At 43.3% G+C, this 16114-nt stretch carries 9 protein-coding genes; 5 read left to right on the top strand and 4 right to left on the bottom strand.

Going from position 1 to position 16114, the window contains the following annotated elements; genetic code table 11:
* Positions 1–132 precede the first annotated feature (132 nt).
* Positions 133–837 carry a Crp/Fnr family transcriptional regulator gene (locus BMX56_RS23085; RefSeq protein WP_090652064.1) on the bottom strand — a complete coding sequence of 235 codons (705 nt, stop codon included), beginning with the start codon at positions 835–837 and terminating at the stop codon, positions 133–135.
* A 740-nt stretch (positions 838–1577) separates the two neighbouring features.
* Entirely contained in the window at positions 1578–3773 is a 2196-nt protein-coding gene (locus tag BMX56_RS23080) for a glycoside hydrolase family 43 protein (RefSeq protein WP_090652063.1), read from the bottom strand.
* Positions 3774–4154: 381 nt separating this feature from the next.
* Between BMX56_RS23080 and BMX56_RS23070 the strand changes: the two genes are divergently transcribed.
* The 4 genes from BMX56_RS23070 (at position 4155) to BMX56_RS23055 (ending at position 10829) form a co-directional block, all read left to right on the top strand.
* On the top strand, positions 4155–5885 hold the full coding sequence (locus BMX56_RS23070) for a sulfatase family protein (protein WP_218152475.1): 1731 nt from the start codon (positions 4155–4157) through the stop codon (positions 5883–5885).
* Positions 5886–6235: 350 nt separating this feature from the next.
* Positions 6236–6796 (top strand): helix-turn-helix domain-containing protein, encoded by a 561-nt coding sequence (locus BMX56_RS23065; RefSeq protein ID WP_090652061.1) that lies wholly within the window; start codon positions 6236–6238, stop codon positions 6794–6796.
* 125 nt (positions 6797–6921) lie between these two features.
* Positions 6922–8805: an InlB B-repeat-containing protein gene (locus BMX56_RS23060; RefSeq protein ID WP_090652060.1), complete on the top strand. Its 1884-nt coding sequence runs from the start codon at positions 6922–6924 to the stop codon at positions 8803–8805.
* Positions 8806–8888: 83 nt separating this feature from the next.
* A complete protein-coding gene (locus tag BMX56_RS23055) occupies positions 8889–10829 on the top strand; it encodes an OmpA family protein (RefSeq protein ID WP_090652059.1) in 1941 nt (646 codons plus the stop codon).
* Between the two features lie 69 nt (positions 10830–10898).
* Here BMX56_RS23055 and BMX56_RS23050 read toward each other — a convergent pair whose 3' ends face one another.
* Positions 10899–13376 (bottom strand): alpha-L-rhamnosidase-related protein, encoded by a 2478-nt coding sequence (locus BMX56_RS23050; RefSeq protein WP_090652058.1) that lies wholly within the window; start codon positions 13374–13376, stop codon positions 10899–10901.
* A gap of 179 nt (positions 13377–13555) precedes the next feature.
* On the opposite strand from BMX56_RS23050, the gene BMX56_RS23045 reads away from it, so the two are divergent.
* The gene (locus BMX56_RS23045) at positions 13556–14440 is read left to right on the top strand and encodes a hypothetical protein (RefSeq protein WP_090652057.1); all 885 of its coding nucleotides are present in this window, start codon (positions 13556–13558) and stop codon (positions 14438–14440) included.
* 102 nt (positions 14441–14542) lie between these two features.
* On the opposite strand, the gene ahcY is transcribed toward BMX56_RS23045, so the two are convergent.
* Positions 14543–15859 (bottom strand): adenosylhomocysteinase, encoded by a 1317-nt coding sequence (gene ahcY / locus BMX56_RS23040; protein ID WP_090652242.1) that lies wholly within the window; start codon positions 15857–15859, stop codon positions 14543–14545.
* Positions 15860–16114 lie beyond the last annotated feature (255 nt).

The raw sequence follows: 16114 nt of genomic DNA, 5'->3' as shown, positions 1-16114 counted from the left end.
ATCTCTTGAGCGATAGCGAGAAATCTTGTACGCCCTGGATTCCAAGCGGTTAATCGTGATGCAGGGCGTCTAATTTCTCCTCGCCCCCGCCATTCAAATCACGTCTGATTCGTTCGTGACAAATGGATAATACTATCTGTAATTGGCCCGTTTTACCAGGCCTTTAATATCCGTAACCACAATCTTTCGGCCCTCCCTGATTAATAAGCTTTCATCTTTGAATTCTTTGAGCAGTCGGGTTACATTTTCTTCGGCAATGCCTGTTATATCGGCCAGGTCGGCCCTTGAAATCGTCATGGCCACGTTTGGATTAACAGTGTCGTCTTTGTATTTTTCGCGAAGCACAATTAACGCTATCGCGAGCCGCTCTGCAGCGTTCCTTTTGGCAAACACCAAAACAGTATTTGCCAAAACCATAACCTCATGACTTAAAGCACCCAGCAACTGCTGTGCAAAGGGAGGGCAGTTTTTTATGGTAAACATAAAGTCTTCGATAGGAATAAAATATATCCGGCTGGCTTCCAATGCTGCTGCCGAGTCGGAATAACGATCCCTCGAAAGTACGGCGTGATAACCTACCAATTCTCCCTTACCTGCAACATATATCGTCTGCTTTTTTCCGGCGTAGTCAATTTTATATTTCTTTACCTTACCATTAACCATCAGGAAAACCCCGGCAGGTAAAGTATTTTCCCTGAAAATTATTTCTCCTTTTTTATAGATATGACAAGTGCTATTTATAAGCAAACGGTTATAGTCATCAACTGTCAACAACTTTAAAGCAGTGGCCGTAATAAAGTTCCATTTCTCGATCGGAAAAATCCTGTTTAGGCTCATGTGCAAAATTACAGAAACAGCGTATTATATACATATGATATAAGTATGATAAAAACGTGATAAGTATCACGTTTGCGGGTGATTATTTTCTTTCACTTAGATTAAATAACACATTAAATTTGATTCGAAAAGCAATGTTTGTCTTAACAGGCAATTTAATTTAATCATCTATTAATAAAACAATGTCAATCATTATCCTCATAAGTTTAACTGATTACCTAACTGTTGGAGGAATATGGCAAAATATTGGCTTCTATGCCATATTATTAGTATTAGCATGGATATTAACCAACCAGTTTGCTTTGTTAAAGAGACGCAATAGCGAGAGACAAAAACCCCGGTAAGATGATTGGCAATAAACACAAATAAGGTAATTGTGTGCGCACTTTAGTGCATGCCTGCGTTGCGGCCTTATGATTATCGCTTAAATAATGGGAAGACCGACACGACTCAAGCCTTCCCACCCCTAATTAATCTCGTTTAGCTAAATATCAGAACATTTAACTGATTATTATTGCACCATTTGCAAGTTGTATTAAAAGTGTACAATAGTGTATAATAAATGTGTAGTGCCTTATACTAATTTAAAATTTGTACAGCCTTATCATTAACAATTGATAAAATACAAATCCCGGATAACGGGTGATGGATAGTTTTTAGCCAAAAGTGTTAAGTCTTGAATCTAGCCAAAAAATATATATTTAGCTTCTGACTCAGGACTTAACACTATTAACGCAACCCTATTTGCTTATCACAACAGGGCTTATCCCTTTATGCGTAGGGGTTACCTCCTTTATACTACCATCATTATTAAACTCCAGCTTATCTATACAAACCTCGCGGTTGTAGCCGGCGGCATCGCCCATGGTAATGCCTTTGGGGTAATTAAAGCGGTGGTATACAATATACCATTCGTCGCGGCCGGGAATCTGTATAACCGAATTATGCCCGGTTCCGTAAATGCCTTCTTTAGCATTTTTGACAATTACCACATTGTTTGCCGGTACCGTTATTGGTCCAACGGGCGAATTGGATGTGCCATAATGCACCGTGTAATCGGGGCTGCGCGTATCGTTTTGCGACCACATAAAATAATAGATGCCTTTACGGTAAGCTACGTAAGTGCCTTCGTTATAATGCTTGTCGGGCGTTAATATTTTTGTGGTACCGGTTTTTAACGAGATCATATCGTCATTCAACTCGGCGCAGGCCATGTAACCATTACCCCAGTACAAATAACTCTTGCCTGTTTGCGGGTCGGTAAAAACATCGGCATCTATTTGCTGGCCGCCTTTTACACCCGCAGGCAAACTATCAAGCAGCGGTTTCCCGGAATCAACAAAAGGACCAGCCGGATCATTGGCGGCAGCTACGCCAATTTTTTGGGCGGCAGCAAAGTAGTAGAAATATTTATAGCTGCCGTTTATCTTTTTTTCGATAATGCAGGGCGCCCAGGCATTCTTTTTTGCCCAGCTTACATCTTTGGGTAAATCAAGTATCACACCTTCATCCTTCCAGTTAACCAGGTTGGCCGATGAAAAGGCTTTAAAATAATTGCCGCTCCAGCCGTCAAAACCATCGCTGGTAGGGTACAAATAAAACCTGCCCGTTTTTTCGGCATACAATATCTCGGGATCGGCATAGTAGCCTTCAATTGCCGGGTTGTGATTTTCCTGTACTTGTACATTATAGGTTTCAGGCTTTTTCCCTTTGATGGTCACTGTATATTTTACCGGGCCTTTGGTAAAGTTTTGTGCCGCGGTTGGTGTCATAGTAATACCGGGCAACGCATTGAACGCCGGATTAAATGCCTTTAAACCCGTGCCAGGCAGTACCGGCAACGTGAGAGTGTGAGTGGCAGAATCTAACACAATGTTAATCTTTTTTACCTGGCCCGACCGGGGCGACAGCATCACATCATCTGTGCTTCCCCATTTGGCGGTCAGGCGGGCGGCTTCCCGCGCGGTTATAGGCATAACCGTACCGTGCCGCGGATGAAAATTCATAGTTACCTCGTTATCAATAGCAGTAAAATGTTCCAGGTCGGTAGTGCGGGTAAACTGGTATTTACCTTCGGTATATCTGTCATACATTAGTATATAGGCATCACTATTGTTCAGTTTAAAAGTACCGGCGCCTTCTACCGGCGATTTGGTTTGCTGAACATATTTATCTATCAACACATAACCTTCGGTCAGCTTATCCGATACGGCAATTTTGATTCCAGATCCCGAACCTTCTGTTTTAAAAAACAAGTGATATTTGCCGTCTTTATAAACAATATCCCCATCAATACAGGCACCGTTGTCGGGTTTAAAAAATAGTTGTTTAGGTGCGGTTTCCAGGCCCGAAAAATCTTTGTTGGCATAGGCATAATAAATTTTGTCGGGCTCGTTACCAAAACGCATCGACCAATATATCATGTACTTGTGCAGCTTGGGGTCGTAAATAGTTTGGGGAGCCCACACCCGGTTCACACCTTCAAACTCCTTAAATACCTGCGGCACAACAACCGTATGCGATGTCCAGTTGATTAAATCGGCAGATTGCATCAGTACCATAGCCGTGTCCGGCCCCCAGCCGTACTTTTCGGTATTCATGTCGGTAGCCACCATGTAAAACGTTTTCCCGTCGGCCCCTCTCAGGATGTGCGGATCGCGCACGCCTCCTGTTGTACTTATAGCCGCCGAACTTAAAACCGGCAGGTTATTATTAAGAGCACGGTAGTGGTAACCATCATTACTTATGGCAAACCGTATAGCTTCGCCTTTTTTGCTGCCGGTAAAATAGGTAAACAAATACGCCGAATACGCATTTGCTTTAGTGGCCTTTTTAACGGGCTTGTTACCGGCCGACTGAGCAACAACGCCTGACGCATGTGCAAATATTGTTGAAAATACAATTAAAAAAAGCCGCGTGCATTTCAGGGTCTTCATACGTAATAAGTCTTTTCTTTAAAAATATACAGGTTATAATGGTGTTTGATATCAAACCGGGGCAATTTTATATGCCCGGCGAATCCGATGTCAATATTAATTTAAAAGTGTCAAAAACACAATTATTTTGGAAATTTTATTTTTTTGACAGGAGCTGGTGCCTAAATATACTTCTCACTTCCTGTTTAAATTTAATTTTCAAATATTCACAGTTTGCCCAAAGTTTATTAATATTTGTTATCGCTTTATGCATACGTGGTTTTAATAAAAACAACCGGATATTACATGCTAATTAACTAAACATACCCGTATATTTAGTTGCACAACGGCTATAGATCATTGAATGTAACAAAATTTGATAATAACCTAAATTGTTGACCTATGAAATTTCAGAAGTTTTTGGAGCGGTATTTTTTGGCCAAGTTTTGCCTGGCAGCAATGTTTACTGTAGCCCTTACAAGCGTTTTGGTACAGGCGCAAGTTAGGCAGAACAAAAAAAATGCTGCCAAAAAACCCAACATAGTTTTTATTATGAGCGATGACCACTCCTACCAGGCCATTAGCGCATACGGCGGGATGCTTTCCAAATTGGCACCCACCCCTAATATTGATAAAATTGCAAACGGAGGCATCATTTACAAAAAAGCCTTCGTAGAAAACTCGCTTTGCACTCCCAGCAGGGCCTGCCTCATGACAGGCTTGTACAGCCACCAAAATGGCCAGCGCCAGCTTGCCGAGGGCATCGACTCATCGAAAGTATTCTTTAGCGAGTTGCTTCAACAGGCGGGATACCAAACGGCCATTGTTGGCAAATGGCATATGTCTACAAGCCCTAAGGGATTTAATTACTACCATATACTCGACGATCAGGGCAAATACTATAACCCCACTTTTAAAGGCCCCGAAACCGGGTATAAATTTGTACAGGAACAGGGCTATGCTACAGACCTTATTACCGAACATGCCCTTGATTTTTTAGAAAAACGGGATAAGGGCAAACCCTTTTGCTTAATGATACACCATAAAGCCCCCCACCGCAATTGGATGCCCCCCGGCAAATACCTTGATTTGTACAACGATGTGAATTTTCCTGTCCCCGAAACTTTTTTCGATGATTACCAATCGCGGTGCGATGCCGCCAAAACACAAAAAATGTCAATAAGCAATGATATGGAACTGGTTCAGGATTTGAAAGTGGAAGAGCTGAAAGATCAATTGGTAAGCCCCTACGATAAGCTTTCCTATACGTTTTTAATGAGCGAACTCGGGCGTTTAACACCAGAACAGCGTGCCGCGTGGGATAAGCATTATAAGTTGAGAAACCAGCAATTCATAAACGCTAAACTGACCGGGAAGGCGCTTGCATTATGGAAATACCAGGAGTTTTTAAAAGATTACCTGCGCTGTATTAAGTCGGTAGATGACGGCGTAGGCGCAATTCTGAAATACCTGAAGGATAATAACCTGGAAAACAATACCATGGTTGTTTATACATCGGACCAGGGATTTTATATAGGCGAGCACAACTGGTTTGACAAGCGGTTTATGTACGAGGAATCATTCCGGACGCCCCTGTTGATCAGATATCCGGGGGCTATAAAGCCAGGAACGCAAAGCGACGCCCTGGTACAAAATATTGATTATGCACCAACATTTTTATCGCTCGCGGGCATTAAAAAGCCAGAACAAATGAGTGGCACTTCGCTCGAGCCAACATTCAAGGGGCCTAAGCCTGCGGGATGGCGCAGTGACTTATATTATCACTACTATGATTACCCGGCATTTCACATGGTACGCAAGCACGATGGTATACGTACCGAACGTTATAAACTGATTCATTTTTATGGCAAGGGCGGCATGCGTGGCGCAACCACCAAATACCAAACAACTCCCGGCTACAGGGAATATACTGTTCTTAAGCTGCTCAACAATGTGGGCTACGTAACTAATGATGCGGATATTGACTGTAATGAGCTTTACGATTTAAAAAACGACCCGCAGGAACTTCATAACCTTTTTGGCAAACCCGGGTATGAAAAACTTACCGCCGATTTGCAAAAACGGCTTGATGGATACCGGAAGAACCTGAAAGTACCCACGGACGAATTTTGATTACCAACATCATGTTGAATAATGATGTACCGGTATTTATTTAACCCGGTATATCATCATTCAATAGCGGCATATTAAAAGCACTTTTGCAACGGCCTACAAGACCAATTTTTCGTTAAAAGACTAAAAAAATCCTGTATTCTACTCATTATTGGCATAAATTACAACTTGCGGTTTTACCAATCGTACCAACTATCAAATTTAATCACCCGTGTTCAGCACCGGTATTAATGCCCTTTTCGTATCCGCGGGGCATTATCTAATAAAAATATATGGGGATGATTTTATTAACACAGGCTGCGATTGGCAAAAAACTTTCAGAGGCACTTGTTTTGTAATACAAGGAAACAATGAACCTCTTTATAAAAAACATGGTGAGCAGCCGCTGCAAAATTATCGTCGAATTCGAATTGCGAAGGGCAGGGCTCAAATGCACCGCTATTGACCAGGGAAGGGCAATTATTACCGGTGATGTGGGGCTGGCCCAAATTCAGCAGGCGGGCATCGCTTTATTAAAATACGGCCTGGTATTAATGGATAATAAGAAAAACATCCTGGTTGAAAAAATAAAGCAGGTAGTTACCGATTTGATCTTTCATTCAGAAATTCCGTTAAAAACCAACTTCTCCGATTACCTGAGCAACAAGCTTAACCTCGATTATACTTACCTGGCCAATACCTTCTCGGATGTGCAGGGCACCACTATTGAACAGTTTATCATCATGAATAAAATTCAACTGGTAAAACAGTTGTTATGGCAGGATGAATTAACCCTTACCGAAATTTCGTGGAAACTGCATTACAGCAGTGTGGCGCACCTATCTGCCCAGTTTAAAAAAGTTACCGGTTTAACACCCTCGCAGTTTAAACATTTTGATTTTCAAAACCAAAGCAGCTTTGCTAATGTGTGAATTATATAACTAATACAAAAAGTTGTATAACATGCCTGCCGCCAGGTAGCCATAAGTTTGTACCATCCTGCAATCTGACCCAATAGGACCCCGGGACTTACAATTTATCTTTCAATAATATATTCATGAAAAAAACATTTACTATGCCAATGGAAGTAATCTGCATGCGTCAGCGCGGCGATTATTCCAAAACATTCGGCGCAATTTTGTCGCTGGTGTTACTTATTATCATGTTAACCTCCGGGTGCAAAAAGGACAATTATAAAGGCGAAATCAAGGGCGAATGCCCGGTGGTGGTTTCAACCGACCCGGCTGATAAAGCTGTTGACGTTGTTTTAAACAAAGCCATCTCGATAACCTTTAACACCAGCATGGCGCCGTCAACAATTACCGACAAAACATTTATAATAAAACAAGGCGCTACTGTTGTTACAGGTACCATAACAAACGCCACCAACGGCACAGTATTTACTTTTACCCCAAGCCAGCCCCTGCTGCCTTTCGCTATTTATACGGGCACTATAAAGGCAGCAGTAACCGACACTTTGCGTACCGCGATGGTAAGCGATTATACCTGGACATTTACTACCATTCCGCAAATTATGCTAACAGCAACGCCTACCCTTGGCGGTGTTACCGAAGGTGAAGGCACATTTGCACAAGCATCTGCCGTAACGGTTAGTGCAACGCCCAATACCGGCTACACATTTACCAACTGGACTGATAATGGAGTTATTGTTTCAACAAGTTCCAGCTATCAGTTTACCATGGCGGGCAACCGGGCATTGGTTGCCAACTTTAAACTGATACCTGCATCGCAATTTGCGGTAGTACTTACCTCGAGCCCGGCTATTGGCGGTACAACCAGCGGATCTGGTGCATACAACGCCGGTACCACCGTAACCGTAACCGCCGACCCCAATGACGGCTTTACCTTTGTTAACTGGACAGATAACGGCAACGTGGCCTCCACAAGTTCAAGCTACCAGTTTATACTTGCAGCCAACCGTAAATTAGTGGCCAACTTTAAAGCTATACCGGCATCGCAATTTGCGTTGGTATTAAAATCAAGCCCGGCAGCAGGCGGCTCAACAACCGGATCAGGTGCATACGCAGCAGGTTCATCAGCAAGCGCAACGGCAACAGCAAGCCCCGGCTATACCTTTACCTCGTGGAGCGGCGATGCAACAAGCACCAATAACCCGTTAACTATTGTTATGAGTGCCAACAAACATGTAACGGCCAACTTTACGCTCAACGTAATCATTATATCCCCACTTTTGGGTGATGCTGCAAAATTTGGCGCTTTCGGCGGCAATGCAGGCGTAACCAACCAGGGCCTAAACACAGTAATCAATAATGGAGCGATAGGCACAACGGCCGCATCAACCCTGGTTACGGGTTTCCACGATGGTTTAACTGCCGATATTTATACCGAAACACCACTAAACAAGGGCAATGTTAAGGGCGGTATATTTACAGCACCGCCAGCCCCTGGTACTGCTACCTCTTTTGCGGTTGCTACACAAGGGTTGCTTGATGCCACCATAGCTTACAACAGTATATCCCCAGCCTCGAAACCAGGTGGTATCGATCCGGGCGCAGGCGAATTAGGTGGCTTAACTTTAGCCCCCGGCGTATATAAAGCTGCAAGCGGCACATTCAAAGTAACCAATGGCGACCTTACGCTGGATGCCAAAGGCGATCCGAACGCGGTTTGGATATTCCAGACAGCTGCCGGCCTTACGGTAGGTACAGCAGGCCCGGCAGGCGCCAGGAGTGTTATTATGAAAAATGGCGGCCTTGCTAAAAACGTTTACTGGTACGTAGGCAGTTCGGCTGTAATCAACGGCGCGGGTGGCGGCATCATGACGGGTACTATCATATCCAGTGCAGGCATCACCTTTTCAACAGCCGGTAACGCGGTACAAACGGTATTAAATGGCAGGGCCATATCCCTGGTAGCTTCGGTTACTATGGTAAATACCACTGTTAACGTACCACAATAAGCCAACATCGGTATCAACAGTATTCAATCCCTATTTGGGGGATTGAATACTATCTGTCAACAAAATATTTAAAGAAACATCTCATGTTAACAATCAATAAAATAATTAAAACAAGCATCATCTGCTGTTTGATGGTTGCTATGGCCGGCATAACGGTTAAAGCGCAAACTACTACTGTACCAACATGGTGGTTTGGTGTATCCGGCGCCGCAAATTTTAACTTTTACGATGGCACCACCCAACGGTTAAACAATTCATTAATAGCGCCTACCGCTTTTCATAAGGGCCATGATGTACGCCCTTATGGGTCTATTTTGATGGAATACCGCCCGGCAAGTGTGTTAGGTGTAATGCTTAACGTAGCTTACGATGGCCGCGGTGGCAAATTTAAAGATGTAATTGCCCCCTGTAATTGCCCCGCTACTTTAGAAACCAACACCAGCTATATTGCTGTTGAACCAAGCCTGCGTTTAACGGTGCCTTCAACCGGTTTATACTTTTTTGCCGGCCCAAGGATTGCTTTTAACATCAGTAAAGATTTTGAGTACACCCAGCTTAGGCAACCAAATACAAATGGCCAGTTAAGCGCCATGCACAAAACCCTCATCTCGGGCCAGGTTGGCGCCGGTTATGATATTATGGTTTCGCCGGCAAGTAGTACTACTAAGGTGAGCATCTCGCCATTTGTCTCTTTTCATCCATACTTTGGACAGGAGCCGCGCAGTATCGAAAGCTGGTCGGTTACCACGCTACGCGCCGGGATAGCGCTTAAATTTGGTAAAGCTTCAAAAATTGCACCTAAAACGGTAACCAGCGTACCGGCACCTATGCATGTATTTGTTTTTACGGTAACCGCACCAACAGCAGTACCTTTAAAACGCCAGGTGAGCGAAACGCTGCCTTTGCGTAATTCGGTGTTTTTTGATGAAGGATCGGCCCAGATCCCTGCCAGATATATTACGTTGTCAACAGATCAGGCAATTACTTTCAAAGAACAGCAACTGCAAAATGAGCAGGCCGATAACACGGCCGGCCGGTCTGCAAGGCAGCTGAATGTTTATCACAATATCCTGAATATTTTGGGCGATAGGTTAAGGGCAAACCCAGGCGCTGTAATTGTGCTAACCGGTGCATCGGCTAAAGGCCCTGCAGATGGTAAAGAACTGGCACAAGCTGTAAAACAATACCTGGTTACCCAATTTGCAGTTGATGCATCAAGAATAACCATTGCCGGCCGTAACAGGCCGCTTATCCCGTCGGAACAACCGGGTGGCACTAAAGAATTGGTATTGCTGCGTGCAGGCGACCGCCGTGTTGATATTACCAGCACCTCGCCCGAATTATTGACCGAGGTGGGCGGCGACATGATGAAGCCAGTTCAAATAAATGCTACACAAGCCAATCCACTTGATAGCCAGGTGATTTTAAATATCGATAGCGCCAAACTGTTGCTTAAATCATGGTCTGTAGATGTTACAGATGATAAAGGTACCGTTCAGCACTTCGGACCATTTATTGATGACCAGGCCAGCATTCCGGGTACAACTATCTTAGGCAGCAACCCTTCGGGCGATTACAAAATTGTAATGACAGGCGAAACCCGTGCCGGTATTCCTGTAAAGAAAGAAAGCACTGTGCATTTGATACGCCAGGACGAAACACCAACCAAAGGCTTGCGCTATAGCATCCTATATGATTTTGACAGATCAAACGCCATTGTATCCTATGACAAGTTTTTAACCGATGTAGTATCCGCTTCAATTACTGATGGATCGACAGTTATTATTCATGGCCATACTGATAACATAGGCGAAGAAGATCACAACATGAAATTATCCAAAGCCCGCGCTATGGATGTGCAGCACACATTGGAGCAAGCATTAACCAAAGCCGGCAAAACCAATGTTAAATTCGAAACTATAGGATTTGGCGAAGATGCAGGCAACGCACCCTTTGAAAATAATTTAGTTGAAGAGCGGTTTTACAACCGAACTGTTATTATAGATATTATCCCCGTTAAATAACAATAAACGATATAAATGAAAAAAGCAGCGGGAGAAATTCCGCTGCTTTTTTGCGTTAAAGATGTCTTCTTAATTCAATTTACTAAGCATCATATCTTCATTAGCCGCACCGAATTTATAGGCTATCTTCAATTCGCCGTTTAAATCACTTTTTAAAACTTCGGCCTGTTTCCCGTTAACGGCAAAGCTATAATCCGTATTCGGGTTTAATTGATGTAAAACATAGGTAACCGGTTTGGCGGCCTGCTGATGCCATTCCATTTTATCGCCATCCCAGTTTTTTATATTGATGGTTAAATTACCTGCCGAAGCAGCATTCAAAGCAACAGCCGGGCTGCCGCCATTAAAGTACGACAACTGCCCCTTGGTGCTATTAAAACCGAAGCTCTGTTTCGCGTTTACTTTAAATTTTCCGTCGGCAACGGCATAGTTATCATTATCGAGGTTGATAGTTAGCTTTTTATCCCTGTACCTGTAATTCAACACGGTGCCCGCAAGTTCGGGCGTGATATGCGGGTTGAGGTAAAAACGATTATACAAAGGATTGATACCATAAATGGCCTGGTACAAGCCCACTATAGCCAGGCTATTGCCCGATAGGATATCGTCGCCAAGGCCATCTTGTTTTATCCTGCCATAACGCTGAAAAGCCAAACCATCTTTACCATATTGCTCCAGCACATTGCGCACATATTTAAGGGCAAGGGCTGGTTTATATTCGGCATAGGCTTTTACCGCGATAGCCCCCCACGATAAAAACAAGTCGCCATTTTCATAGGATGGAAAAGGGTATTGGTATTCCTTAGCTTCGCCCGGCAAATATGTTGTCATACACAAGGGCCAAAAGAAAAGCTTTTCCTGCTGCATTTGCATTTCAATGTTATCCAGTATCGTTTGCTTGCGGGCATCGTTATTGCAAATATCATAGGCAATGGCCATAAAGTTTACCGGTGTTACCATGTTGCGGCCATGCACGCTTTTGTCCTTATCAATCCAATAAGCATAACAGCTTTTTTCCTGGTCCCAAAAACCGCCGTCGGCAGTCGGCTTGTTAAAGCTTTCCTTTAGTTTAGCAGCAAAGTTTTTATAGTAAGTTGCCTTGGCATCGTTATTTAATTGCTGCTCAATATCGGCCCATTTTACCAGCGCGTGGTAAAGCTTCGCGTTTACAAAAGCATTTTCGTACGACGCCCAAACAATATCAATCCAATCGCTGCTGCGCTTTTGGGTATGGTTATCGGTCATCATTTCAACCAGCCCATTGTTATTGCTGTCGCGTTTCAGTATCCAATCTAAGGCTTTCTCGCACGACAGTTGGTGTTGCTTAACCCAGATTTTATCACCCGTCATATCATACAGGTCGGCAACATTTATCACCAGGTCGGGGTTCGAATCCATCAGGACGCCCCATTGTGCCTCGTAAAAACCGTCGCTGTTAAATTGACTAGGCATGGCATCCTCATTGGTGTAAGCCCAACGCGGGTATACCCGGCCATCGGGTTTTATGGCGTGATCGCGGTAATAATCAAGGCAGGTTTCATCGCCCTTTAAATATTTAGCGTCATTTATCGCAAGGCCAAGCTGCGCTATATATTGCTCATGCAGGCAAATCGGACCATAAGGTGTAGCCCAACTATTACCGCCAAAATGCAGCGAATCAATTACCCCTATGCGGGCAATGGTGTTAAGCACCGCGCCAACTTTAGCGCCATCAACACCACTAAATTTGCCCCTGCCATACTTTTCATCAAAATTAAAATAGCTAAGGGTAATACTTTGGCTGCCCGGCCCGGCCGCAAGATTAAATGGCGCCCAAACATCGGTACGCCCTCTTAAAAACCTGCGCCTTTGGGTGTCACTATCCCGCTTTAATGCCATTTCATTATTGCTTACACTTATGGTGTAAGCAAGTTTATCATCGGCAGTACGGCTATATTTCATAGCCACGTTTTTGCCCGGGGCAGCCACGGTTATATTTAAACCGTTACCGGTTTTACTGTTCCAAAAATCAGACGACCGGGTGTGCACGCCGTAGGTACACAGTTTTTCGTTAAAAAGGTAAAACCAGGCCAGCCCGCCATAACCCTGGTAAGCGCCTTCCCATGTATTTATGTTATCAAAATTAAATACAGGCGCAGCAGATTCATCCACCCGCAATGGCTTGTTTGAGCTCCGTTCAATTGTCCACCTGATGGCTTTATCGTTGATGGTAAAAATCCAGTTTTCGGTTATGGTGAAGCTTTTATTGCCATAGCTTATGTTGCTGAGCTTATAAACATTGCCTGTTTTTAATAATACCGGCGTTTTCTTTAAATGCAGCGACGAATACGTAATGCCATTAATGTTCACCGATGTAAACACCCCATCGGCACTGCTTATTACTTTTTGCCCATTAACCACCAGCGAAGTAATACTTGCCTTACCGCTATAATTAAGCACCATGGTCATTTTGGGATTGCTGATTTTAATTTCGGCTGCTAATGCGGCCGTTGACCAAAAAGCAAAGACGAGATAAATTAAATTGAAGTAGCTTTTTTTGAATGGCATGGTACCTGGGTTGATGTGAAATGTGTTCTGTCATCAAAATTAGCATATAAGTTTTAGGATGGAAATTTAATGTACGGCAGTTAGCTTACTCCTTATTTACTTTTGGTAACTGCGTTCCCTTGTCGACAATGTTCACATACTTGTGTTAAATTTCATATCTTGTTGTGCCAAAACTTTATATGAAAAAGTTAACACCCCGATTTTTTATAGTTTTTATTTTCATTGTACTTTACGCCCTGGTAGGTTTTGAAAATATTGAGGGCCTTAAATATCAAAATGATGTAAAAGCAGCTAACCTTAAGGGAAAAGTAAAATCATGTATTAGCTACTACTATCCGTCGCAGCAAACTGGCATTAATATCATTAGCGGATGGCAATACTATGAAACGCGCAAATACAGGATGGATGGCAAAATAGAAAGTTCCCTTTATGTTGATTCTGTTAAAGTTAAACAACCAAGGTTCGGTTTAATTTGTAGTTACGACAGAGAAGGGCGGCAATTGACAAAAAAAAACATTCGCGGGGAGTTATTAGACAGTTCGATATACAAAACAAATAAGCAAGGGCAGTTAGAGGAGTATAATTATTCCGGAGTTACAGTTTATAACAAACAAGGCTTGTTCCAGGCCTTTTATATAAATATGCAAGGAGCCCGCATCCTACGACATGCTGACCACTATGACAAACAAGGGCATGTTATTGAATCTTTGCAGTATGGAGAGGATGGTAAACCGACAGAGACAATAAAATACAAAATGGATGCCCTTGGCCGCAAAATCATCGAGGAAACATACGATCCCCAAAATACGTTGACCCTCAAAATTTCTTATACCTATGATGACCACGACAACGTAATCATACAAAAAGACTCGTCAGTCACAGACGCCACCTATGTAGGTGGTTTTGTAGCCCACGGGGATCTTACGCCCGACAGCAAAGTAACCCAAACACTAAGCAGGTATAGCCGCTACGACAAACATGGTAATTGGTTATTATGGGATATCCTTTATAAAGGCAAAGTAGTTAAAACGGTGAAACGCCGGATAGCCTATTATAAAGATTGATTTTGGGAACACTTAAACAAAAAAGGCACAGTCCTAAAACCATGCCTTTTATATATCCACACAAAAACCTTTCAGCTTTCGCCTTTATCCTTTTACCTAAAATTAGTAACGATAGTACTCCGGTTTAAACGGACCATCAACAGTTACGCCAATATATTCGGCCTGATCCTGGTCTAATACTTCCAGCTCAACGCCAATTTTGGCAAGGTGTAAGCGGGCAACTTTTTCGTCAAGGTGTTTTGGTAAGGTGTACACTTCGTTTTTGTAAGCAGCTCCGTTAGTCCAAAGCTCTAACTGAGCCAAAGTTTGGTTGGTGAACGAGTTACTCATTACAAAGCTTGGGTGGCCTGTTGCGCAACCTAAGTTAACCAAACGACCTTCTGCTAAAACGATAACGTCGCTGCCATCAATAGTGTATTTATCAACCTGTGGTTTAATCTCGATTTTGGTATTGCCATAAGCGCCGTTTAACCAGGCCATGTCAATCTCGTTATCAAAGTGACCGATGTTACAAACAATTGCCTTATCTTTCAAAGCGCGGAAGTGCTCTTCACGAACGATGTTTTTGTTACCAGTTGCAGTAACTACAATATCAGCTTCCTTAATAGCAGTACCTAATTTTTTAACTTCGAAACCTTCCATAGCTGCCTGTAATGCGCAGATAGGGTCAATTTCGGTAACGATAACACGCACACCAGAGTTACGCAATGAATCTGCAGAACCTTTACCTACGTCACCATAACCGCAAACAACGGCTACTTTACCGGCCATCATTACATCAGTTGCGCGGCGGATGGCATCAACCAGCGATTCGCGGCAACCGTATTTGTTATCAAATTTCGATTTGGTAACCGAGTCATTAACGTTAATTGCAGGCATTGGTAATGTACCGGCTTTCATACGCTCATATAAACGGTGTACACCTGTAGTAGTTTCTTCAGATAAACCTTTAATATCAGCAATCAGTTCAGGGAAACGATCTAACACCATGTTGGTTAAATCGCCGCCGTCGTCTAATATCATGTTTAATGGTTTGCGGTCTTCGCCAAACCAAAGGGTTTGCTCAATACACCAGTCGAACTCTTCGGCGTTCATACCTTTCCAGGCGTAAACAGAAATACCGGCAGCAGCAATAGCAGCAGCGGCATGATCCTGGGTTGAGAATATATTACATGACGACCAGGTAACTTCGGCGCCAAGTGCAATTAAAGTTTCAATTAAAACAGCGGTTTGGATGGTCATGTGCAGGCAGCCGGCAATACGGGCACCTTTTAACGGCTGGCTTGGACCGTACTCCTGGCGCAAAGCCATCAGACCCGGCATTTCGGCCTCGGCCAGTTCAATCTCCTTGCGGCCCCATTCGGCCAGTGAAAGGTCTTTTACCTTGTATTTAACAAAAGCAGTTTCTACTGATGACATATCGTTTTCAATTTTGTGCAGCAAATTTAAATCATATCCCTGTTAAAATGAAATAGGGTTTGGATGACGGGCGATTTGTTGCCATAGGGCAAGTTACGCCCTGTTGTCATTTCCTTTGGTCTTAAGAAAGCAATTAGACACTGATTGTTATTATTGGAATGGGGGGTGCAGGGGGGGGTTAAAAACTAAAAAGTTTGTGGATAAGTTATAAAAAAGGCAGGGTGAACTTTTGTCATTTCTGGTTTTGGAGAACCA

It is taken from the genome of Mucilaginibacter sp. OK283, from assembly GCF_900110415.1.
Classification (GTDB): Bacteria; Bacteroidota; Bacteroidia; order Sphingobacteriales; family Sphingobacteriaceae; genus Mucilaginibacter.
The sequence above is the reverse complement of the archived record's forward strand: the minus strand, read 5'-3'. Positions and strand labels throughout refer to the sequence as shown.

What these genes read in the sequence shown, in the direction of transcription:
- BMX56_RS23085 (WP_090652064.1), bottom strand. Translation starts at nt 837, where the DNA reads ATGAGCCTAAACAGGATTTTTCCGATCGAGAAATGGAACTTTATTACG.
- BMX56_RS23055 (WP_090652059.1), top strand. Translation starts at nt 8,889, where the DNA reads ATGTTAACAATCAATAAAATAATTAAAACAAGCATCATCTGCTGTTTG.
- BMX56_RS23070 (WP_218152475.1), top strand. Translation starts at nt 4,155, where the DNA reads ATGAAATTTCAGAAGTTTTTGGAGCGGTATTTTTTGGCCAAGTTTTGC.
- ahcY (WP_090652242.1), bottom strand. Translation starts at nt 15,859, where the DNA reads ATGTCATCAGTAGAAACTGCTTTTGTTAAATACAAGGTAAAAGACCTT.
- BMX56_RS23065 (WP_090652061.1), top strand. Translation starts at nt 6,236, where the DNA reads ATGAACCTCTTTATAAAAAACATGGTGAGCAGCCGCTGCAAAATTATC.
- BMX56_RS23045 (WP_090652057.1), top strand. Translation starts at nt 13,556, where the DNA reads ATGAAAAAGTTAACACCCCGATTTTTTATAGTTTTTATTTTCATTGTA.
- BMX56_RS23060 (WP_090652060.1), top strand. Translation starts at nt 6,922, where the DNA reads ATGAAAAAAACATTTACTATGCCAATGGAAGTAATCTGCATGCGTCAG.
- BMX56_RS23050 (WP_090652058.1), bottom strand. Translation starts at nt 13,376, where the DNA reads ATGCCATTCAAAAAAAGCTACTTCAATTTAATTTATCTCGTCTTTGCT.
- BMX56_RS23080 (WP_090652063.1), bottom strand. Translation starts at nt 3,773, where the DNA reads ATGAAGACCCTGAAATGCACGCGGCTTTTTTTAATTGTATTTTCAACA.